Source organism: Janthinobacterium sp. 1L-D-8-B-C4 (assembly GCF_057291295.1).
Map to the genome: position 1 here is coordinate 18,892 of NZ_JBXAVX010000004.1, position 18,946 is coordinate 37,837.

Below are 18,946 nucleotides of genomic sequence, written 5' to 3' on the forward strand. Positions count from 1 at the left end.
AAAGAACCATTACACCCGTTCCAGCACCAGCGCAATGCCCTGGCCGACGCCGATGCACATGGTGCACAGCGCGTAGCGGCCACCGGTGCGGTGCAGCTGGTTGACGGCCGTCATGGCCAGGCGCGCGCCCGAGGCGCCCAGCGGATGGCCCAGCGCGATCGCGCCGCCGTTCGGGTTGACCCTTGGATCGTCGTCGCGCACGCCCAGCTGGCGCAGCACGGCCAGGCCCTGCGCGGCAAACGCTTCGTTCAGTTCGATCACGTCGAAGTCGGCCATCGTCAAACCCGTCATGGCCAGCACTTTTTGCGTCGCCGGCGCCGGGCCGATGCCCATGATGCGCGGCGCCACGCCAGCAGTGGCCATCGCCACCACGCGCGCGCGCGGCGTCAGGCCATGGCGGACTGCGCTGGCTTCGTCAGCCAGCAGCAGGGCGACGGCGCCGTCATTGACGCCGGAAGCATTGCCGGCCGTGACGGTGCCGTCAGGGCGCACCACGGGTTTCAGTTTAGAGAGGGTTTCCAGGGTGGTCGCGCGCGGATGCTCGTCGCGCGTGACGACGACCGGATCGCCCTTTTTTTGCGCGATGGTGACGGGGCAGATTTCGCTGTCGAATACGCCCGCCTGCTGCGCCGCCAGCGCCTTGGTTTGACTGGCCAGCGCCATCAGGTCCTGGTCCGCGCGGCTGATGCCAAAATCGGTGGCCACGTTTTCGGCCGTCTCCGGCATCGAGTCGACGCCGTACTGCGCCTTCATCAGGGGGTTGATGAAGCGCCAGCCGATGGTGGTGTCTTCCATTTTCATGCCGCGCGAAAAAGCGCTGTCGGCCTTGCCCATCACGAATGGCGCGCGGCTCATGCTTTCCACGCCGCCGGCGATCATCAGCCCCGCTTCGCCGCTCTTGATAAAGCGCGCGGCGCTGCCGACCGCGTCCAGGCCTGAGCCGCACAGGCGGTTCAGGGTGGCGCCCGGCACCGAGATCGGCAAGCCGGCCAGCAGGGCCACCATGCGCGCGACGTTGCGGTTGTCTTCGCCGGCCTGGTTGGCGCTGCCGTACAGCACGTCGGTGACGGCTTCCCAGTCGACGTTCGGGTTGCGCGCCATCAGGGCCCGGATCGGCACGGCGCCCAGGTCATCGGCGCGCACGCCGGACAGGGCGCCGCCGTAGCGGCCAAAGGCGGTACGCTGGGCGTCACAAATAAAAGCTGCGGTCATCTTACTTTCCTCCAAGAAAGGTTTTCTATTAACGTGCGTCCGTCAATGCGACGGGCGTCAAGGCCTGCAATTGTTCAAAACTCATGCCCTCGACCAGTTCGATCACGGCGGCGCCCTGCGGGCCCAGGTCGATCACGGCCAGGTCGCTGTAGATGCGGCTGACGCAGCCGACACCGGTCAGCGGATAGGAGCAGGCCTGCACCAGCTTGCTGTCACCGGACTTGGTCAGCAACTCCATCATGACCCAGGTTTTTTTCGCGCCGATGGCCAGGTCCATCGCGCCGCCGACGGCCGGAATCGCGTCCGGTGCGCCGGTATGCCAGTTGGCCAGGTCGCCCGTGCTGGACACTTGGAACGCACCGAGCACGCAGATGTCGAGGTGGCCGCCGCGCATCATGGCAAAGCTGTCGGCATGGTGAAAATAGCTGCCGCCTGGCAGCAGGGTGACGGGCTGCTTGCCCGCGTTGATCAGGTCGTAGTCTTCGTCGCCGGGCGCGGGCGCCGGGCCCATGCCGATCACGCCGTTTTCGCTGTGCAGGATGATTTCGGCGCCAGCCGGCAGGTGGTTGGCCACCAGGGTCGGCAAGCCGATGCCAAGGTTGACCACGGAGCCTTCATGGATGTCGGCTGCCACGCGGGCCGCCATCTGGTCTCGATTCCATTTGTTCATGGTGTTCTCTTTCAGGAAGCTTTGAAACCGGCCGGGCCGGTGGCGGTGCGCGGCACTTGCACGATGCGCTGCACGAACAGGCCCGGCGTGATCACGTGCTCGGGGTCGATTGCGCCCAGTTCTGCCACCTCGTGCACGGAAGCGATGCTGACCTTGGCGGCCATGGCCATGATGGGGCCGAAGTTGCGCGCCGTCTTGCGGTAGGTAAGGTTGCCCCAGCGGTCGCCCTGCTCGGCCTTGATCAGCGCAAAGTCGGCGTGGATCGGCGACTCGAACACATACATGCGCCCGTCGATCTCGCGCGTTTCCTTGCCCTTGGCCAAGTCGGTGCCATAGCCGGTGGGCGTGAAAAAGCCGCCGATGCCGGCACCGGCGGCGCGGATGCGCTCGGCCAGGTTTCCTTGCGGCACAAGTTCCAGTTCCAGCTTGCCGGCGCGGTACAGGCCGTCGAACACGTGTGAATCAGCCTGGCGCGGAAACGAGCAGATGATCTTGCGCACCTGGCCATTTTTCAGCAGCGCCGCCAGGCCCGTATCACCATTGCCGGCATTGTTGTTGACGATGACGAGGTCGCGCGCGCCATGGGCGATCAGGCCATCGATCAGCTCGGCTGGCTGGCCGGCGCCGCCGAAGCCGCCAATCATGACGGTGGCGCCGTCGTGGATATCGGCCAGCGCTTCAAGCACGCTGGTACGGAGTTTATCGATCATGCGCTGTCTCCTTGTCTGGAATCCGTGAAATTTGTTCTTTAAGCGAACAAGTATTCGTATTTAGAACTTATTCGTGAGAATATGCCTGTTCGCCGTGCTTGTCAATTTGCCGTTCGTGCAAGCGGCATGGCTATAATTGCCACCTTGATCCACTGGAATGCTTATGAACGAGCGCAGCACCGCCCTGGCCCCGGCCGATATTTCCACTGAAGAAACCCCGCGTCCCGGCGACAGTTATGTGCAATCGTTCGCGCGTGGTCTGGCCGTGCTGCGCAGCTTTGGCGCGGAGGCGCCCCAGCAAACCCTGAGCGAAGTGGCCGAACGGGCGCAGCTGACGCGGGCCGGCGCGCGGCGCATCCTGCTGACCCTGCTGCAACTCGGTTATGTGGAAGCGGACGGCAGGCTGTTTCGCCTGACGCCGAAGGTGCTCGACCTCGGCTACGCCTATCTGTCATCGTTGCCGGTATGGACCCAGGCCCAGCCGCTGCTGGAGGAATTGATGCAGGCGCTGCGCCAGTCGTGTTCGGCCACCGTGCTCGACGGCGACGATATCGTGTATGTGGTGCGCCTGTCGGCGCATCGCACCATGTCGATCAACCTGGGCATCGGCAGCCGCCTGCCGGCCTACTGCACCTCGATGGGAAGAGTATTGCTGTCCGGCCTGGCGCCGGACGCGCTGCGCGCGCGGCTGTCGAAAATGGCGCTATTGAAAATCACGCCGACGACGAAAGTCGATATCGAGGCGCTGATGGAAGAGATCGCGCAAGTGCGCCGCCAGGGCTGGTGCCTGGTGCAGGAAGAACTGGAACAGGGCTTGATCGCGCTGGCCGCGCCCGTGTTCGACCGCAGCGGCAAGATCGTGGCGGCGATCAATGTCAGCGGCCAGACGGCCGGGCCGTCGGTGGCCCAACTGATGGAACACAGCTTGCCGAAACTGCTGGAGACGGCAAGCCGGGTCAGTGCGCTGGTGAGAGTCCAGCAATAAGATTTATTTTTTGAACTTGGCGCAAGGGTCGGGCCGTGGCTGCGCCGGCATCGTCTGCGTCAGGTCGAACGCGCCCGGATAGCTGCTGCCGCCCTGCTCCAGGTAGCCGATGCTGCGCACATTGAGTTGCGGGTCGGCCAGTTTCAGCCAGCGCGGCACGCCGATATCTGCGCGTACATGGCCATTGCCGGCAAACAGCACCACGCCGCGCGGCGCCTGGTCGCGGATCACCATGGCCATCCAGATATCGCGCGCCACCTGGGCGTCAACCATGCCGCCTATCATCATGTCGGGCAGCATGCCGCAATGGCCGTCCTGGATTTCCTTCTTTTGCGCTTCGACAATATCGGCTGGCACCGGCGCGGCCAGGTAGGTGCTCACCATGGCCGGCGTCATCGACCATTTTACGCCGTCACGCACGGTGCGCGAAGCATCGGCACGCGACAGGTTGGCGGCGATCAGCGGCAACTGGTAGCTGATGGCAAGGTCCAGCACGGGGCGGTACAAGCTCCAGTCCCAGCGCGGCTGTTCCATCACGCGGATAATGCACTCGGGGTCGGCGCAATCGCGGGCCGCGCGCGTGAGCAGGGGCTGGGTTTCACGGTCGAACTGTTCCATGGCAATCGCCGGACGCCAGCCGGCGGCGACCCTGCGCTGCAATTCCTCGAAGCGCAAGCGGTGGCCCCGGGCATTGTCGTGCACTTCGCCCAGCAGCAGCACTTGCGGATTGGGCAAGCTGTCGGCCACCGGCACCGGCACCGGGGCTGGTGGCGGCGATTTTTTCAGCCAGCCGCAGGCGGACAGCGCCAGCACGCCGCACAGCAGGGCGGTGCGCGCGGCGGCACGGACAGTCACATTCTTCATGGTCTACGGCTTCTTGAAATGGCAATGCGCCAGATTGTACCGTCTCAGGGCGGGGTGCGAGCAGCTTTGCGGCGTTCCAGCACTTCGAACACCAGCATGCCGGCCAGCATGGCGCCGACAAATATCCACGCCTGTTGCACGCCCGCCAGCAAGGACACCAGCGCCGGCCCCGGGCAAAAGCCGGCGATGCCCCAGCCGGCGCCGAAAGCCAGGCTGCCCAGCAGCAGGCGGCGGTCGATACTTTTTGCGGTGGGCAACTGCATCGTATCGCCGAGCAGGGCCGTGCGGCGGCGCCGCGCCAGCCAGAAGGCCGGCATGGCCACCAGTATCGCGCCCAGCATGACCAGCGCCAGCGAAGGGTCCCAGTGGCCGGCCAGGTCGAGAAAGCCCAGTACCTTGGCCGGATTGCTCATGCCGGAGATCAGCAGGCCGATGCCGAACACCAGGCCGCTCAACAGGGAAAACAGCAGTTTCATGGTTCAGCCCGGTAGATGGCGCAACAGATACACGGTGACAAACCCGGCCGCCATGAAAGCGGCGGTGGCCGCCAGCGAGCGCAGTGACCAGCGCGACAGGCCGCATACGCCGTGGCCGCTGGTGCAGCCGGCGCCGTAGCGCACACCGGGGCCCACCAGCAGGCCGGCCACCAGCAACGCCGGCGTGCCGGCCTCGACACGCGCCTCGGGCAGCGCCTGGAACAGCCGGTACAGCAAGGGAGTGGCCAGCAAGCCGGCCAGGAAGGCCAGGCGCCAGGCGACGTCACCGGGTCGCGGACGCAGCAGGCCGCCGGCGATGCCGCTGATGCCGGCGATACGGCCATTGAACAGGATCAGGATCGCCGCCGCCAGGCCGATCAGCATGCCGCCGGCCAGCGAGGCCCATGGCGTGAACTGCTGTCAGGCGATCTGCATTGCTTCAGTCCGCTTCGTCGTTGAACAGCGGCCGCGGCGTGCAAAATTGCGCGTACAGCACCTGCAGCACGGCCAGCACCGCGGGGCTGGCAACACGGTAATAGATTTGCTTGCCGTCGCGGCGCGTGGCCACCAGCATGTCTTCGCGCAGCACGCCCAGTTGCTGCGACAGGGTCGGCTGGCCGATGCCGGTCTTTTGCTCCAGGTCGCTCACGCAATGCTCGCCATGCGACAGCTGGCACAGCAGCATCAGCCGGTCGGCATTGCCCATGGTCTTCAACAGCGAACTGGCTTTATAGGCGGACGCGCGCATGGCGTCGAGATTCAGTTGCATGGATGTATCAGGTGCTTGCAGCGTTTCCATCATGCCCTCCCACAGGCGCAGTCGTCATCACGGAGCCGTCAATCCGGCGTCTCTCGAACAATATACTAATCGATATAGTGTTTTCCTGCTGACACGCGCGCCAAAAAAACAACAGCGTTTTTCCAACCATAGCGCAGGCAGCCGGTTTGGCATCGGACGGTATTGAAAACGCTATCAAAATAATAAATCTTCGTAACCATAAGCAAATATAAGTATAAAAATCATCACGATTCGTGGTCTAATATTGTCTGCCATCACTGCGGATGCGTCACGATGCCGCCGGCAGCCAGGGGAAACAACATGAAGATGCATGAATTCGCAGGAACGGCCGTGCTGGCCATGCTGGGCTTGCTGCCGGCCCAAGTCGGGTCCACAGCGCAGGACAGCGTCATGCGCGATGACACCGTGCGCATCACCGCCCCCCAGGCCTGGCGCGAAGCGGACTTGCCGTATGCGCGCCTGCTGTCGCGCCCGCCGGCGCCAACGCGGCACTGGAGCGTGACCGGCAGCGCACGTCACGCTGCCGGTGCGGCGGTGCCGGCGCAGCAGGCCAGCGTCATCAGGCCGGTGCCGGAGACAAGCATGTATTCGATGCTATTGGTCGGCCTGGGTTTGCTGGCGCTATGCGTACCGCGCGGCAAGCAGGAAAAATTCGACCAGGGTCGATAAGGGTACTTGCGGCGCCGGCGCAAGGTCATGCGTGAAGTCATGGCAAGTAAGAAGTCAGGCCGCCGTGGCCGGGCCTTTCAACAAGGCATCGAGTTTTTGCATGGTGGCCCAGTTGCGCGAGGTCACGCCGTCGCCCAGCAGTACGCCGAGCGCGGCGACGACTTTGCTGGCCAGCACGCCATCAGGGCACCAGGCATACGCAGCCCAGCTGCCCACGGCCAGCGCTTCAGGCTGCCAGGACTGGCCCAGCAAGGGTTGCAGCCGCGTGGCGTCGGCCGGCTTGTTCAGCACCAGCGCCAGCAGCCGGGCCGGGTCCCCGGCTGCTGGCGCCAGGGAGTTTTGCGCCATCAGTTCGGAAAACTGGCTGCCCGACAATACCGTCACGCGCGCGGCCACGCCCAGTTTCAACACCAGCGCCTCCTCGATGCGCGTGGCGGACGTGGCCGGCGGCACGCTGCCGGCATCAAACACCACGTTGCCGCTGTTGAGGACAGTGCGTACCTCGCCGTAGCCCAGGTCAGCGAGCAGCTTGCGCAAGTCGGCCATCGCCACGCGCTTGGCACGGCCGACATTAATGCCGCGCAGCAATGCCACCTGCCGTTCATTCGCTCCGATCACCATGACCTTCTCCTTTGCTGTGCGCCAATGGCGTCACGCGGGGCAGGCGCAACAGAAAGGTGGCGCCCTGGCCCGGCGTGCTGCTGACCGTGATGGTGCCGCCAAATTGCCTGGTAATCAAGTTGAACACGATATTCAAACCGAGGCCGGTACCGCCCTGGCCGCGCCGCGTGGTGACAAACGGGTCGAACACGCGCTCGAGCAGGTCGGGCGCGATGCCGCGGCCATTGTCGCGCACCTGCATGGCGATCGAGTCGGACTCGCAGCGCACGCCGATATGGATGGTGCCGGCCGTGTCGGGGTCGAACGCGTGTTCGACGCAATTGAGAACCAGGTTGGTCAGCACCTGCGCCAGCGCGCCGGGGTAGCTGTCGAACTCGATGCCGGACGGGCAGTCGATAATGACTTCGCTGCGGGTCTTTTTCAGGGTCGGCTGCAGGCTGTCCAGCACTTCGACGATATAGCCGCGCAATTCGAATGCGCGGCGCGCCTCGCTGACCTGGTCGACGGCGATCTGCTTGAAACTGTGGATCAGGTGGGCGGCGCGGTAGGCGTTGTTCATGATCAGGCGCGCGCTTTCGCTGGCCGTTTCCAGATAGCGCACGATATCGGTCTTTCTGATGACGCCGCCAGCCACCGCCGCGCTGATATTGTCGGTCGCCTCCTTCAGCACCGAGGCGCTGGTCAGCGCGATGCCGACCGGCGTATTGATTTCATGGGCCACGCCCGCCACCAGGCTGCCCAGCGAGGCCAGCCGTTCGGACTGCAGCAGGGATTCCTGCGCGCGGCGCAAATCTTCCATTGCCTGCGCCGTCTCCTGCTGCGAGCGGCGCGCCGCGTCTTCCGCCTGGCGCGTGCGCTCGATGATCGATTTCAGTTTGCGCTGCACCGCATTGAAGCCGCGGATCACGTCGCCCAGTTCGTCGCGCCGGCTATCCGGCAATTCCTCGACCTCGTCGCTGCCGCGGGTGGCCAGGTCGACCAGGCCGTCTCGCAACTGGCGCAGCGGGCCGAAGATGATGCGCAGGCTCAGGCCCAGCGCAGCGACCAGGATCACGTCGAGCAGCAGCACTTCGATCACCTTGCGCCGCACTTCGCTGCGCAGCGATGCATCGATCTGCTCGCGGCTGAAATTGACGATCACCTTGCCGACGATCACCGGCGTGCCGCCGCTGGCGGCGGCCACCGCGTCGCGAAACACCAGTGGCGCCTCGATCGCCGTGCCGGTCATGGCGCCGTCGGTCGCCAAAGGCGCCAGCGCACCGTTGGCGTCGCGCATTTCGCCGGCGAACAGCCCCACTGAAGCATCATAGACGCGGATGCCGACCAGTTCCGGCGGCAGCATTTCGGCCGCGACGATGCTGTCGACCTTGGATTTGTCGAGGTCCCACAGGGCCGATGGCAAGCTGGTCTGCAAGCGCGTGAGCACGCCGCTGCGCAGGCGGGTACTGCCGGCTTCGAGTTCCTTGCTGAGAGTATATTGGGTATAACTGCCGGAAATGCCGAGCACCACGGTAACGATCACGATGAAAAGCAAGGTCAGCCGGACTTGGATACTTACCATCAAACAACACTCCCAGGGCCTTGTCTGGCGGTCCGCGGCGCGGCCTTGAAGACGTCGGCTCACCGTGAAATGTACGGTATGGCCTGCAGATTGGCAAGAATAAGCGGGATTTGGCGCAAACCCGTCCGTTACGCCGTATTGCCGCAGATTCAACTGATACGACAATGGGTTCATTGCGCCACGGCAATGGTAATATCGTGCATCATTGAAGGAGTCGTCATGGCGGTCACGCATCAATATTTACCCTTGGAGCAGGTGCTTCCGGGCATGATCTTGTCCGATGTGCTGCTCGATGCGCACGGGCAGGTCTTGTTGCCGCAAGGCGCGGTACTGACGGAAAACACGCTGTCGCTGATGCCGCGCCACAACATCGACATGCTGCCGATCGCCGCGCCGGCGATGTCGCCGGAAGAGCAGGCAAGGCAGCAGGAAGCGCACCGTGCGCGGCTGGACTATCTGTTCCGCAAATACGACCCCGACAACCCCGATGAGGCCGCCACCAGCATGCTGCACAGCTATGTCAGCAGCTACCGCCTGGGCCAGGGAGGGCCGGCATGACCCCCGGCCAGGCCCAGCTGACGGCCCACGATATCGTGGCCCACCTCGACGACCTGCCTTCGCTGCCGGTGGTGGTGATGGAATTGCTCAACAGCATAGACCAGGAAGACGTCGATATTTCCGTGCTGGCGAAAAAAGTGTCGTATGACCAGGCGCTGACGGCCAAGACTCTGCGCCTGGCGAACTCGTCGCAATACGGCCTGCAGGTGAAGGCAACCACCATCCAGCAGGCGATTACCTACCTGGGCTTCCAGACCACGCGCAGCCTGATCATGTCGGCCGCCATCACGGGCTGCTTTCCGGAAGGACGCTGCGCGGGTTTTGATGACAAGGAGTTCTGGCGCCACTCGGTGGCCACGGCCGCCTGCGCCAAGGTGCTGGCGCGGCAGATCCGCTTCAACCAGGATTACGCCTTCACGGCGGGGCTGCTGCACAATATCGGCCGCCTGGTGCTGGTATCGAGTTTTCCGGAACACTATGCGCAAGTAATCGCCTGGCGCGCCGAACACGACAGCACCGTGCTCGAGGCAGAGCGCACGGTGCTGGGCGTCGACCATGTGCAGGCGGGCGTGGCGCTGGCCGAACGCTGGAATTTTTCCGACACCATGCGCGTGGCGATTGGCAACTATCCGACGCCGGAAGCGCCGGGAGCAGGTTTCCTGGCCTCGCTGATCCATGTGGCCAACGCCATCGTTTGCGCGCTGGACTTGGCGCAGGCCGGCGACGACATGGTGCCGCACGTGTCGCTGGTGGCATGGAACGCGCTGGGGCTGTCGGAAGAAACGTATCTGCAGCTGTTCCGCGAAACTGAACTGCGCTATGACGAAATCACCGCCGCATTGTTGAGCCAGGCAGGCTGATCAGTCAGGAGCAGAAACGCAAACGGCCCGCGCCGCAAGGCGAAAGCCGTTATATAGACTGCAAATACATGCCCTGCCCGCCAACCGCTTGAGCGTGGCCGCCTGCAGCGATGCAAGCGGCACGGTCAGCGCCCGGGCGCCACATCAGTGATGCGCGTAATTCGATTCTTTCGCATCACCGCGCTCTTCCGCTTTTGGACGGCCCTGGGCATCCGACAGGCGGTACTTGGTCCGGCGGTCGCCCATCAGGTCGCGCAGGTCACGGATGCTCATGCCCGTCACTTCGTGCATGCGGATCAGCAGCGAGGCGCCGACCGGCAAGCGGTGGTGGCGGATCTTGCTGATGACCGGTGGCGCGACTTCCAGCAGACGCGACAAGGCTGCATCGTTTTTCAGCTGCATCTTACTCAGCAAAATGTCGAGCAGGTGGTTGGGGTTGTAGCTTTCTTGAGATGCCAGTGCATGATGTGCCATGATTTTTCCTCGTCTGGTGAATGTTGAAAATAATGCCGATCTGAACTTAAGGCTGGCTTAGAGTGTTTCAAAAGAACGCGGCCCCAGCCCTTCCCTCCCCTCAATCCCCTACACTCGATAAACCGAATGAATTGCATATAAGGCAATATACTAGTTCAAACAGCCAGCGCTCGTGCGCAACGCAACCTCCACGATTGTTAAATATCAATCAAGCTGCTGGTTGCCTTTGCAACGATGCCATTTCAACACATTAGGATGCGAACAGGCCGCACACTAGGCTTTGCAGCAACTTGTTACAAATCAATGGTGATGCACGGCAATGGTTGCCTTTGCACCCAAGTAATGGTCGCAGCCTGCGAGCAAGCGCGCCATGGCCCGGCGCGGCAATTTACGTTAAACTACCGCCTGACCGCAGCATGCCTGCCTCCGCATCGACCGGCCCGCGCCGTATCGGCGCCCTCGCCGCCCTGCGCAGCATCCACCCCCGCACCCATTACCGCTAGAGCCTGACCCCATGCAGAAAAAAGTATTCATTAAAACCTTCGGCTGCCAGATGAACGAGTACGACTCGGACAAGATGGCCGACGTGCTGGGCGCCTCCGATGGCCTGGTGCGTACCGATACGCCGGAAGACGCCGACGTGATCCTGCTCAATACCTGCTCGGTGCGCGAAAAGGCGCAGGAAAAAGTGTTCTCCGACCTGGGCCGACTGCGCGAGCTGAAGCTGGCCAAGCCGCACCTGCTGATCGGCGTGGGCGGCTGCGTGGCGTCGCAGGAAGGCGACGCCATCGTCAAGCGCGCGCCGTATGTCGACATGGTATTCGGCCCGCAAACCTTGCACCGCCTGCCGCAGATGATGGAACTGCGCCGCTCCAGTGGCGCCGCGCAGGTCGACATCAGCTTTCCGGAAATCGAAAAATTTGATCATATGCCGCCGGCCAAGGTCGACGGCGCTTCGGCGTTTGTCTCCATCATGGAAGGCTGCAGCAAATACTGCAGTTACTGCGTGGTGCCGTACACGCGCGGCGAGGAAGTGTCGCGCCGCTTCGAAGACGTGCTGACGGAAGTGGCCGGCCTGGCGGCCCAAGGCGTCAAGGAAATCACGCTGCTTGGCCAGAACGTGAACGCGTATCGAGGCGTGATGGAAGGCGGCGAGATCGCCGACTTCGCGCTGCTGCTCGAATACGTGGCCGACATCCCCGGCATCGCGCGCATGCGCTTCGTTACCAGCCATCCGAAGGAATTCACGCAGCGCCTGATCGAGGCCTACGCAAAAATCCCGCAGCTGGTCGACCATCTGTACCTGCCGGCCCAGCACGGCTCGGATAAAATCCTCGGCGCCATGAAGCGCGGCTACACGGGCCTGGAATACAAGTCCATCATCCGCCGCATCCGCGCGGTGCGCCCGAACATGGCGATTTCGTCGGACTTCATCGTCGGCTTCCCGGGCGAGACGCAGGCTGATTTTGACGCCATGATGAAGCTGATCGCGGATGTTGGTTTCGACAACAGCTACAGCTTCATCTTCAGCAAGCGCCCCGGCACGCCGGCCGCCAACCTGGAAGACGACACGCCGCACGAAGTGAAACTGGCGCGCCTGCAGCAGCTGCAGGCGGCAATCGACGCCAACACGCGCAAGTACAGCCTGGCCATGGTCGGCAGCGTGCAGACCATCCTGGTCGAAGGGCGTTCGAAGAAGGACACGATTGATCGTGAACTGCAAGGGCGCACCGAGAACAACCGCGTGGTCAATTTCGACGCCGGCCCCGATGGGCTGCACCTGATCGGCCAGCTGGTCGAAGTGCGCATCACCGAGAGCCATTCCTACACCCTGCGCGGCGAACTTGTCGCCGGCGCCACCGCATTGAAAAGAGCCAGTTGAAAACCAAAGCCCCGATCCAGCCGCATTACTTCATTCCCGAGCCGCTCGACAACACGCGCCTGGCGCATTTGTGCGGGCCGCTCGATGAAAACCTGCGCCAGATTTCCGCCGCGCTCGACGTGACGATCTTCCGCCGCGGCGAAAAATTTATCGTCGGCGGCAGCAACGCCGAACGCGCCGTGGAAATCCTGGAACAGTTCTACGCCATCGCCAACAAGGTCGTGCCGCTGGAAGAAGTGCAGCTGGCCCTGGTGGAACAGCGCGCCGGCCTGTCGGCCGCGTCCGAACACCATGCGCACCAGGCCGACGCGCTGGCGTCGACCTTTGTCGAACCCGATATCGCCAGCCCGGTGCTGAAAACACGCCGCTCCGACCTGCGCGGGCGCACGCCGCACCAGATCGCCTACCTGCGCAGCATCCTGGAACACGACATCAGCTTTGGCGTCGGTCCGGCCGGCACCGGCAAGACCTACCTGGCCGTCGCCTGCGCGGTCGACGCGCTCGAACGCGACGCCGTCAAGCGCATCATCCTGACGCGCCCGGCCGTCGAAGCGGGCGAGCGCCTGGGCTTTTTGCCGGGCGACCTGGCGCAAAAGGTCGATCCTTACCTGCGTCCGCTGTACGACGCGCTGTACGATCTGCTGGGCTTTGACCGCACGCAAAAACTGTTTGAAAAACAGGTGATCGAGATCGCCCCGCTGGCCTATATGCGTGGACGCACCCTGAACCACGCCTTCGTGATTCTCGATGAAGCGCAGAACACCACCGTCGAACAGATGAAGATGTTCCTGACCCGCATCGGCTTTGGCAGCAAGGCCGTGGTGACGGGCGACGTGACCCAGATCGACCTGCAAAAAAGCCAGAAGAGCGGCCTGATCGACGCCGTGCAGGTCCTGAAAGACGTGCGAGGCATCGGCTTCACGCAATTTAACAGCACCGACGTGGTGCGCCACCCGCTGGTCGCGCGCATTGTCGACGCCTATGAAACGGCGCAGGCGGCCGATACCGACGCCGCCATCGTGCCTTTATTGAAACCAGCTGCCGCCAAAAATGTCCGAAAAAAATAAACTGTCCTTGTCCGTGCAATACCCGGATGCGCGCCTCGCCACCCTGATCACGCGCCCGAAAATCCGGCGCTGGGTGCAGGCGGCCCTGCTGGCACCGGCGGAACTGACGATACGCTTTGTCGATGCGGAAGAGGGCCGGATTCTCAACCGCGACTACCGCGAAAAAGACTACGCCACCAATGTGCTGACGTTTGCCTACAACGAAGGCGAAGCGCTTGATGACGACGAACCGACCCGTGCCGACATCATCCTGTGCACCGACGTGCTGGAAAAGGAAGCGGCGGAACAGCAGAAAAGCGTGGAAGAACACACGGCCCACCTGATCGTGCACGGCGTGCTGCATGCGCAAGGCTACGATCACATGGATGACGAAGAAGCAACCGAGATGGAGGCTCTGGAAACCGAGATACTGGCCAAACTCGGCATCGCCGACCCGTACGCGGACCAGAAGTAATCGCAAAGCTGGCTCACGCCGGCTTTTTTACGCCATCACCACGCGCTGTAATTGGCCGGCAGCCAGCGGTAGCCATCGCCCTTGTACTCCTTGACGATATGGCCGATACCTGGAAAGCTCAGGTGCGCCGCGCCGACCCAGTAACCGTTTTTCGCCGCATGGGCCATCTCGCCGGCGCGCTGCGTTTTCGCCGCTGCCGCATCGACATCGAAACGGATGGTGGTGCCGGGATGCGGAAACTGCACCGTACCCGCATGCAGCATGTCACCGAGCAGCAGCAGTTTCTGCCCGCCGCTTTCCACCGCATAGTAGCTGTGGCCCGGCGTATGGCCATGGGCCGCCACCGCGCGGATGCCGGGCACGATCTCGGCACCGTCCTGGAACGGGGTCAGCTTGCCGGCCGCCACATACGGCGCCAGCATGGCCTGCGCCTCGTCAAAACCGTGGCGCTGGCCTTCGGCGGCACCGGCCTGGTTGGCCCGGTTCAGCCAGAAGTCGCTGTCGTGCCGGTCCACATACACTTGCGCATTCGGGAACAGCCGCTGGCCATTGTGCGACAGGCCGCCCGAATGGTCGGCATGGATATGCGTGAGCAGCACCGCGTCGATCTGTTCGGGCGCATAGCCGGCATTGCGCAGGCTGCGCTGCAAGCGGCCCGCCTGCGCGCCCATCGGCAGCCCGAACAGGTCGCCCGCGCCCGTATCGACCAGCACCAGCTGCTTGCCAGTATTGATCAGGAAGGCATTGATCGAGGTTTCCGCCATCGGCCGCAAGTGCGCCTCGCGCAGGCTGGCGGCCAGTGTGGCCGGCTCGATTTCGGTCAGCAGCTTGTCGAGCGGAATGGTGACGGTGCCGTCGGACAGGGCCGTGACCTGGAACTGGCCCAGCATCATGCGATAGATGCCGGGCGCCGGCGTCTGGTCAAATGGCGCGGCGGCCAGCGCCGCATGGGATAACGTCAGGCCGGCAAGCAGCGCGGCCAGGGGGTTGATGGCGAACATGGAATCTCTTTCAAAAATGGTGATACGGCAGTAGACTCCTTTCCGATGCATAAATGAAATTGATTATTTGAATTGGAACCATCCAAATGCTGGATATTCGTGGTGTCGACCTGCCCCTGCTGGTATCGCTCGACGTGCTGCTGGAAGAAAAACACGTGACGCGCGCGGCCGCCCGCTTGCACCTGAGCCAGCCCGCCATGTCGGCCCAGCTGGCCCGCCTGCGCATTCTGTTCGATGACGCCCTGCTGGTGCCGGCCGATTCCGGGCGCGGCATGCTGGCCACGCCGCGCGCGCTTCAGTTGCAGGCGCCGCTACGTACGGCGCTGGCGATGCTGGGGCAGGCCGTACGCCGCGATGCGCCGCCGTTCGATCCGCGCACGGCCGAACGCACCTTTCATATCGCCGGCAACGACAACGCCGTGCTGATGCTGATGCTGCCGGTGGTGCAACAGGTGGCGGCGATCGGCGGACCAGGCTTGAAGCTGGCCTTCCGCACGCCCGAACCGGCACAGCTGGCCGAGCAGATGGAACGCGGTGAAATCGACCTGCTGGTCGGTGGCAGCCGCTTCGTCCCCGCCACCCTGCACAAGAGCCCGGTGCTGCTGGTCGAGCACCGCATGGCGCAGCGCAAGGGCCATCCGCGCGGCACCGTGCCGCTGGACCTGGACAGCTATTGCGCGCTGCGCCATATCGTCGTCTCGACCAATGGCAGCTTCCATGCTTTCATGGATGAACAACTGGCGCAGCAAGGCCGCACGCGCAGCGTACCTATCGCCGTGGCCCAGTACAACCTGGTGCCGCCGATGCTGGCGGCAACCGATCTGGTCTGCACGCTGCCGTCACGCTTCCTGGAGCGCTTTGAAGGCCAGCTCGACACGTTTGATTTGCCATTGAGCGTGCCGGCGCTGGACCTGTCGCTGGCCTGGCATCCGCGCAGCGAGCACGATGCGGGTTTGCGCTGGCTGCGCGAACAGGTGGTGGCCAGCAGCTGCGGCATGCCACAATAGCGCCATCGCACAACTACGCAAGGACAACTATGGGCACCTGGGCACTGGACGCCTTCGGCAACGACTACGCCATGGATTGGGCGCAGGACCTGCAGAAATATAAAACCCTGGAACTGGTCGAGACCACGCTTGACAACGTGATCGACAGCACCGAAGAAGAACTGGAAGCGCCATTCGCCGCCGAAGCGCTGGCCGCGCTGGAGGTGATTGCGCGCCTGGCCGGCAGACCGGGCGAACCGGATCCGGCTACCGAAGAGGTGGACGAATGGGTGGCCGCCTGCAAGAAGAAAATCACGCCGCCGCTGCTGGACAAGGCGCGCCTGGCGTTCGAGCGCATCGTGTCGGACTCGTCGGAGCTGCGCCAGCTGTGGCAGGAAAGCGAACACCACGAGGACTGGCTGGCCGAGGTAGCAGCCTTGCGCCTGCGCGTGCTGGGAGCGGCCGGCTGAAACGTCGGCAAAAAGCGTAGTAAATTCACATCAAAAGCGGGTAATTGCGGTAACGCCCCGCTTTTGGTGTATCCTGTACCCCTTCGCAACAACGGCTCACGCCTCCTATGCCCGAGCATCCTAGTGGCGTCAGAACTGACGTCAAGCCCCACCGGTCACTGTTTGAACGCCTGACCGCACTCATTTCCCCCGAGCCAGAGAACCGAGCGGAATTGCTCGAGGTTCTGCACGATGCGCACGAACGCAAGCTGATCGACGCCGACGCCCTGTCGATGATCGAAGGCGTGTTCCAGGTGTCGGATCTCTGTGCGCGCGACATCATGATTCCCCGTTCGCAAATGGATGTCATCGACATCAGCAAGCCGATCGAGGAATGGATGCCGGAAGTCCTGTCGACCGCCCACTCGCGCTTTCCCGCGATCGAAGGCGAACGCGACAAGGTCATCGGCATCCTGCTGGCGAAAGACCTGCTGCGCTATTACGCAGAAGAGTCCTTCGACGTGCGCGAGATGCTGCGCCCCGCCATTTTCATCCCCGAATCGAAACGCCTGAATGTGCTGCTGCGCGACTTCCGCGCCAACCACAATCACATGGCCATCGTGGTCGATGAATACAGCGGCGTGGCCGGCCTGATCACCATCGAAGACGTGCTCGAACAGATCGTCGGCGATATCGAGGACGAATACGACTTCGATGAAGCCGAGGACAATATCCTGTCGCTCAAGGAAGGCCAGTTCGGCCCGCGCTGGCGCGTCAAGGCACTGACCGAGATCGCCCAGTTCAACCAGGAACTCGGTTGCCGCTTGCTCGATGACGATGTCGACACCATCGGCGGCCTGGTCTCCAAGCACCTGGGCCGCATGGCGCACAAGGGCGATATCTTCGACCTGGGCGATTTGCGCTTCGAGGTGCTGCGTGCCGATGCGCGCCAGGTGCATGTGCTGCTGGTCGAGCGCCTGCCCGCCGTGCCTGAACTGGAACTCTGACATGCGCGTGCTGTAAATGCGTTTCCGACGCGTTGATCCCAACGCCGCCGCCAAGCCGCCCCGCAGCACGGGTTCACGCATGCTGATCGCCGCCATCGCCGGCGCGGTGGCGGTGCTGGCTTTCGCCCCTTTCGGCTACTGGCCGCTGCAAATCATCAGCCTGGCCGTGCTGTTCTACCAGGTGCTGCGCGCGACTGACATCAAAAGCAGCGCGCGCATCGGCTGGGCCTACAGCTTCGGCTGGTGCGGCGCCGGCACCCACTGGCTGTATATCTCGATGCACCGCTATGGCGACATGGCAGCGCCGCTGGCCGCCATCGCCGTGGCGCTGCTGGCGCTGCTGATGGGCATCTATGTAGCGCTGGCGATGGGTGCGGCCGCCTGGCTGCGCCGCCGCTGGGTGTTGTCGCTGCCGGCCATGACACTATTGGTGTTACCTACCCTGTGGACCCTGTTCGAATGGACACGCGGCTGGCTGTTTACGGGTTTTCCGTGGCTCGCTACCGGCTACGCCCACAACGCCAGCCCGCTGGGCGGCTTTGCGCCGATTATCGGTTCGTATGGCCTGGGCTGGCTGGCGGCGCTGTCAGCCGGCGCCCTGCTGCTGCTGACGCATCCGCTGCCGCGCACGCGCTGGGCCGCCCTGGCTGGCGTGCTGGTGCTGTATGGCGCCGGCATCGGCCTGCGCCACGTCGACTGGACCCATGCGGTAGGCCGCCCGATCACGGTGCGCCTGTTGCAGGGCAATGTGCCGCAGCAGCAGAAATTCGATCCTGCTTTCGTGCTGGGTGCCCTGCGGATGTACCAGCAGGCGATCACCAGCGCGCCGGCCGACCTGATTGCCACGCCGGAAACGGCCGTCACGGTATTGCCGCAGCAACTGCCGGACGGCTACTTGGAAGGCCTGGGCGCCTATGCGCAGCAGACCGGCAGCACGCTGCTGGTCGGCATGCCGGTGCTTGACGAAGAGCGGCGCTTTTATAATGCCGCCGTCGGCATCATGCCCAACAGCGCACCTGGTCCCTACTACCAGTACCGCAAGCACCACCTGGTGCCGTTCGGCGAATTCGTGCCGCCAGGCCTGCACTGGTTTGTCGCCATGATGGCCATTCCGCTGGGCGACATGGGCCGTGGCGCGCGCGTGCAGCCGCCGTTGCAGGTACGCGACCAGCTGGTGCTGCCCAATATCTGCTACGAAGACCTGTTTGGCGAAGAGATCGCCGGCCAGTTGGCCAATGCCCACCGCCATGGCAAGCAGTCGGCGTCGGTGCTGCTCAATATCTCGAACCTGGCCTGGTTCGGCGACTCGATCGCGATTCCGCAGCACTTGCAGATTTCGCAGATGCGCAGCCTGGAGACGGGCCGGCCGATGCTGCGCGCAACCAATACCGGCGCCACCGCCGTCATCGACGGCAAGGGCGTGGTACGCCAGTTGCTGCCGCCGGAGCAGCAAGGTACGCTGGCGGCCACCGTGCAAGGCATGGGCGGCATGACGCCGTATATCTTGTACGGCAACAAGCTGATGCTGGCCCTGAACGCGCTGGCCTTGCTCGCTGCCTTCCTGCTGGGCCGCCGCGCCCGCAAGGCTGGCGCCAAGGCGAATTGACACAAGAGTCACAGTAGCGTCATAAAACCCGCTAA

22 protein-coding genes are annotated in these 18,946 nt (G+C 63.7%); 11 read left to right on the plus strand and 11 right to left on the minus strand.

All coding sequences use genetic code 11. The features are described 5' to 3' along the window. Positions 1–9: 9 nt before the first annotated feature. From pcaF to AC0Z42_RS08840, 3 genes are read right to left on the minus strand one after another with little or no spacing between them, the layout of a single operon-like run. Positions 10–1,212, minus strand: coding sequence for a 3-oxoadipyl-CoA thiolase (gene pcaF, locus AC0Z42_RS08830; protein ID WP_485467853.1), 1,203 nt, complete (start codon positions 1,210–1,212; stop codon positions 10–12). Positions 1,213–1,240: 28 nt separating this feature from the next. Beyond that, complete coding sequence (locus tag AC0Z42_RS08835) at positions 1,241–1,882, minus strand: 3-oxoacid CoA-transferase subunit B (RefSeq protein ID WP_485467854.1); 642 nt, start codon at positions 1,880–1,882, stop codon at positions 1,241–1,243. A gap of 11 nt (positions 1,883–1,893) precedes the next feature. Further along, positions 1,894–2,592 carry a 3-oxoacid CoA-transferase subunit A gene (locus AC0Z42_RS08840; RefSeq protein WP_485467855.1) on the minus strand — a complete coding sequence of 233 codons (699 nt, stop codon included), beginning with the start codon at positions 2,590–2,592 and terminating at the stop codon, positions 1,894–1,896. Positions 2,593–2,755: 163 nt separating this feature from the next. Between AC0Z42_RS08840 and AC0Z42_RS08845 the strand changes: the two genes are divergently transcribed. Continuing rightward, entirely contained in the window at positions 2,756–3,577 is an 822-nt protein-coding gene (locus tag AC0Z42_RS08845) for an IclR family transcriptional regulator domain-containing protein (RefSeq protein ID WP_485467856.1), read from the plus strand. Positions 3,578–3,580: 3 nt separating this feature from the next. Here the strand turns inward: AC0Z42_RS08845 and AC0Z42_RS08850 are convergent, their stop codons facing one another. Genes AC0Z42_RS08850 through AC0Z42_RS08865 form a run of 4 tightly spaced genes read right to left on the minus strand, consistent with a single transcriptional unit; the run spans position 3,581 to position 5,686 of the window. Then, on the minus strand, positions 3,581–4,441 hold the full coding sequence (locus AC0Z42_RS08850; RefSeq protein ID WP_485467857.1) for a ChaN family lipoprotein: 861 nt from the start codon (positions 4,439–4,441) through the stop codon (positions 3,581–3,583). A gap of 44 nt (positions 4,442–4,485) precedes the next feature. Then, entirely contained in the window at positions 4,486–4,917 is a 432-nt protein-coding gene (locus AC0Z42_RS08855) for a DUF6691 family protein (protein ID WP_485467858.1), read from the minus strand. Positions 4,918–4,920: 3 nt separating this feature from the next. Further along, entirely contained in the window at positions 4,921–5,301 is a 381-nt protein-coding gene (locus AC0Z42_RS08860) for a YeeE/YedE family protein (RefSeq protein ID WP_485467859.1), read from the minus strand. 55 nt (positions 5,302–5,356) lie between these two features. After that, positions 5,357–5,686, minus strand: coding sequence for an ArsR/SmtB family transcription factor (locus AC0Z42_RS08865; protein WP_485467860.1), 330 nt, complete (start codon positions 5,684–5,686; stop codon positions 5,357–5,359). A 330-nt stretch (positions 5,687–6,016) separates the two neighbouring features. Here AC0Z42_RS08865 and AC0Z42_RS08870 point away from each other — a divergent pair, with 330 nt between their 5' ends. After that, on the plus strand, positions 6,017–6,385 hold the full coding sequence (locus tag AC0Z42_RS08870; protein ID WP_485467861.1) for a hypothetical protein: 369 nt from the start codon (positions 6,017–6,019) through the stop codon (positions 6,383–6,385). A gap of 54 nt (positions 6,386–6,439) precedes the next feature. Here AC0Z42_RS08870 and AC0Z42_RS08875 read toward each other — a convergent pair whose 3' ends face one another. Both AC0Z42_RS08875 and AC0Z42_RS08880 read right to left on the minus strand, forming a co-directional pair. Continuing rightward, positions 6,440–7,006, minus strand: a complete 567-nt coding sequence (locus AC0Z42_RS08875) for a DUF1697 domain-containing protein (RefSeq protein ID WP_485467862.1) — start codon at positions 7,004–7,006, stop codon at positions 6,440–6,442. After that, on the minus strand, positions 6,987–8,567 hold the full coding sequence (locus tag AC0Z42_RS08880; protein WP_485467863.1) for a sensor histidine kinase: 1,581 nt from the start codon (positions 8,565–8,567) through the stop codon (positions 6,987–6,989). The genes AC0Z42_RS08875 and AC0Z42_RS08880 overlap by 20 nt, the downstream gene beginning before the upstream one ends. A 219-nt stretch (positions 8,568–8,786) precedes the next feature. Between AC0Z42_RS08880 and AC0Z42_RS08885 the strand changes: the two genes are divergently transcribed. Further along, positions 8,787–9,125 (plus strand): hypothetical protein, encoded by a 339-nt coding sequence (locus tag AC0Z42_RS08885; protein WP_485467864.1) that lies wholly within the window; start codon positions 8,787–8,789, stop codon positions 9,123–9,125. Next, entirely contained in the window at positions 9,122–9,985 is an 864-nt protein-coding gene (locus AC0Z42_RS08890; protein ID WP_485467865.1) for an HDOD domain-containing protein, read from the plus strand. The genes AC0Z42_RS08885 and AC0Z42_RS08890 overlap by 4 nt, the downstream gene beginning before the upstream one ends. A gap of 144 nt (positions 9,986–10,129) precedes the next feature. Here the strand turns inward: AC0Z42_RS08890 and AC0Z42_RS08895 are convergent, their stop codons facing one another. Further along, entirely contained in the window at positions 10,130–10,459 is a 330-nt protein-coding gene (locus AC0Z42_RS08895) for a hypothetical protein (RefSeq protein WP_308924523.1), read from the minus strand. A gap of 514 nt (positions 10,460–10,973) precedes the next feature. Here AC0Z42_RS08895 and miaB point away from each other — a divergent pair. From miaB to ybeY, 3 genes are read left to right on the plus strand one after another with little or no spacing between them, the layout of a single operon-like run. Then, positions 10,974–12,341, plus strand: coding sequence for a tRNA (N6-isopentenyl adenosine(37)-C2)-methylthiotransferase MiaB (gene miaB, locus AC0Z42_RS08900; RefSeq protein WP_485467866.1), 1,368 nt, complete (start codon positions 10,974–10,976; stop codon positions 12,339–12,341). Further along, positions 12,338–13,408: a PhoH family protein gene (locus AC0Z42_RS08905; protein WP_485467867.1), complete on the plus strand. Its 1,071-nt coding sequence runs from the start codon at positions 12,338–12,340 to the stop codon at positions 13,406–13,408. Before miaB ends, AC0Z42_RS08905 begins: the two co-directional genes overlap by 4 nt. Further along, positions 13,392–13,862: an rRNA maturation RNase YbeY gene (gene ybeY, locus AC0Z42_RS08910; RefSeq protein WP_485467868.1), complete on the plus strand. Its 471-nt coding sequence runs from the start codon at positions 13,392–13,394 to the stop codon at positions 13,860–13,862. Before AC0Z42_RS08905 ends, ybeY begins: the two co-directional genes overlap by 17 nt. A gap of 35 nt (positions 13,863–13,897) precedes the next feature. Here the strand turns inward: ybeY and AC0Z42_RS08915 are convergent, their stop codons facing one another. Then, a complete protein-coding gene (locus AC0Z42_RS08915; RefSeq protein ID WP_485467869.1) occupies positions 13,898–14,863 on the minus strand; it encodes an MBL fold metallo-hydrolase in 966 nt (321 codons plus the stop codon). Between the two features lie 86 nt (positions 14,864–14,949). Here AC0Z42_RS08915 and AC0Z42_RS08920 point away from each other — a divergent pair, with 86 nt between their 5' ends. From AC0Z42_RS08920 to lnt, 4 genes are all read left to right on the plus strand, one after another. Further along, the gene (locus AC0Z42_RS08920) at positions 14,950–15,870 is read left to right on the plus strand and encodes a LysR family transcriptional regulator (RefSeq protein ID WP_485467870.1); all 921 of its coding nucleotides are present in this window, start codon (positions 14,950–14,952) and stop codon (positions 15,868–15,870) included. Positions 15,871–15,899: 29 nt separating this feature from the next. Then, positions 15,900–16,319 carry a DUF4259 domain-containing protein gene (locus tag AC0Z42_RS08925; protein WP_485467871.1) on the plus strand — a complete coding sequence of 140 codons (420 nt, stop codon included), beginning with the start codon at positions 15,900–15,902 and terminating at the stop codon, positions 16,317–16,319. Between the two features lie 107 nt (positions 16,320–16,426). After that, complete coding sequence (locus tag AC0Z42_RS08930; RefSeq protein ID WP_485467872.1) at positions 16,427–17,305, plus strand: HlyC/CorC family transporter; 879 nt, start codon at positions 16,427–16,429, stop codon at positions 17,303–17,305. A 16-nt stretch (positions 17,306–17,321) separates the two neighbouring features. Further along, the gene (gene lnt, locus AC0Z42_RS08935; protein ID WP_485467873.1) at positions 17,322–18,911 is read left to right on the plus strand and encodes an apolipoprotein N-acyltransferase; all 1,590 of its coding nucleotides are present in this window, start codon (positions 17,322–17,324) and stop codon (positions 18,909–18,911) included. Positions 18,912–18,946: the final 35 nt, after the last annotated feature.

Excerpts from the sequence above, each read along its gene's own strand:
- AC0Z42_RS08890 (WP_485467865.1), top strand. The coding sequence starts at position 9,122 with ATGACCCCCGGCCAGGCCCAGCTGACGGCCCACGATATCGTGGCCCAC.
- lnt (WP_485467873.1), top strand. The coding sequence starts at position 17,322 with ATGCGTTTCCGACGCGTTGATCCCAACGCCGCCGCCAAGCCGCCCCGC.
- AC0Z42_RS08930 (WP_485467872.1), top strand. The coding sequence starts at position 16,427 with ATGCCCGAGCATCCTAGTGGCGTCAGAACTGACGTCAAGCCCCACCGG.
- AC0Z42_RS08920 (WP_485467870.1), top strand. The coding sequence starts at position 14,950 with ATGCTGGATATTCGTGGTGTCGACCTGCCCCTGCTGGTATCGCTCGAC.
- AC0Z42_RS08925 (WP_485467871.1), top strand. The coding sequence starts at position 15,900 with ATGGGCACCTGGGCACTGGACGCCTTCGGCAACGACTACGCCATGGAT.
- ybeY (WP_485467868.1), top strand. The coding sequence starts at position 13,392 with ATGTCCGAAAAAAATAAACTGTCCTTGTCCGTGCAATACCCGGATGCG.
- AC0Z42_RS08840 (WP_485467855.1), bottom strand. The coding sequence starts at position 2,592 with ATGATCGATAAACTCCGTACCAGCGTGCTTGAAGCGCTGGCCGATATC.
- AC0Z42_RS08845 (WP_485467856.1), top strand. The coding sequence starts at position 2,756 with ATGAACGAGCGCAGCACCGCCCTGGCCCCGGCCGATATTTCCACTGAA.
- AC0Z42_RS08865 (WP_485467860.1), bottom strand. The coding sequence starts at position 5,686 with ATGCAACTGAATCTCGACGCCATGCGCGCGTCCGCCTATAAAGCCAGT.
- AC0Z42_RS08875 (WP_485467862.1), bottom strand. The coding sequence starts at position 7,006 with ATGGTGATCGGAGCGAATGAACGGCAGGTGGCATTGCTGCGCGGCATT.
- AC0Z42_RS08885 (WP_485467864.1), top strand. The coding sequence starts at position 8,787 with ATGGCGGTCACGCATCAATATTTACCCTTGGAGCAGGTGCTTCCGGGC.
- AC0Z42_RS08860 (WP_485467859.1), bottom strand. The coding sequence starts at position 5,301 with ATGCTGATCGGCCTGGCGGCGGCGATCCTGATCCTGTTCAATGGCCGT.
- AC0Z42_RS08895 (WP_308924523.1), bottom strand. The coding sequence starts at position 10,459 with ATGGCACATCATGCACTGGCATCTCAAGAAAGCTACAACCCCAACCAC.
- AC0Z42_RS08855 (WP_485467858.1), bottom strand. The coding sequence starts at position 4,917 with ATGAAACTGCTGTTTTCCCTGTTGAGCGGCCTGGTGTTCGGCATCGGC.
- AC0Z42_RS08835 (WP_485467854.1), bottom strand. The coding sequence starts at position 1,882 with ATGAACAAATGGAATCGAGACCAGATGGCGGCCCGCGTGGCAGCCGAC.
- AC0Z42_RS08880 (WP_485467863.1), bottom strand. The coding sequence starts at position 8,567 with ATGGTAAGTATCCAAGTCCGGCTGACCTTGCTTTTCATCGTGATCGTT.
- AC0Z42_RS08870 (WP_485467861.1), top strand. The coding sequence starts at position 6,017 with ATGAAGATGCATGAATTCGCAGGAACGGCCGTGCTGGCCATGCTGGGC.
- AC0Z42_RS08850 (WP_485467857.1), bottom strand. The coding sequence starts at position 4,441 with ATGAAGAATGTGACTGTCCGTGCCGCCGCGCGCACCGCCCTGCTGTGC.
- miaB (WP_485467866.1), top strand. The coding sequence starts at position 10,974 with ATGCAGAAAAAAGTATTCATTAAAACCTTCGGCTGCCAGATGAACGAG.
- pcaF (WP_485467853.1), bottom strand. The coding sequence starts at position 1,212 with ATGACCGCAGCTTTTATTTGTGACGCCCAGCGTACCGCCTTTGGCCGC.
- AC0Z42_RS08915 (WP_485467869.1), bottom strand. The coding sequence starts at position 14,863 with ATGTTCGCCATCAACCCCCTGGCCGCGCTGCTTGCCGGCCTGACGTTA.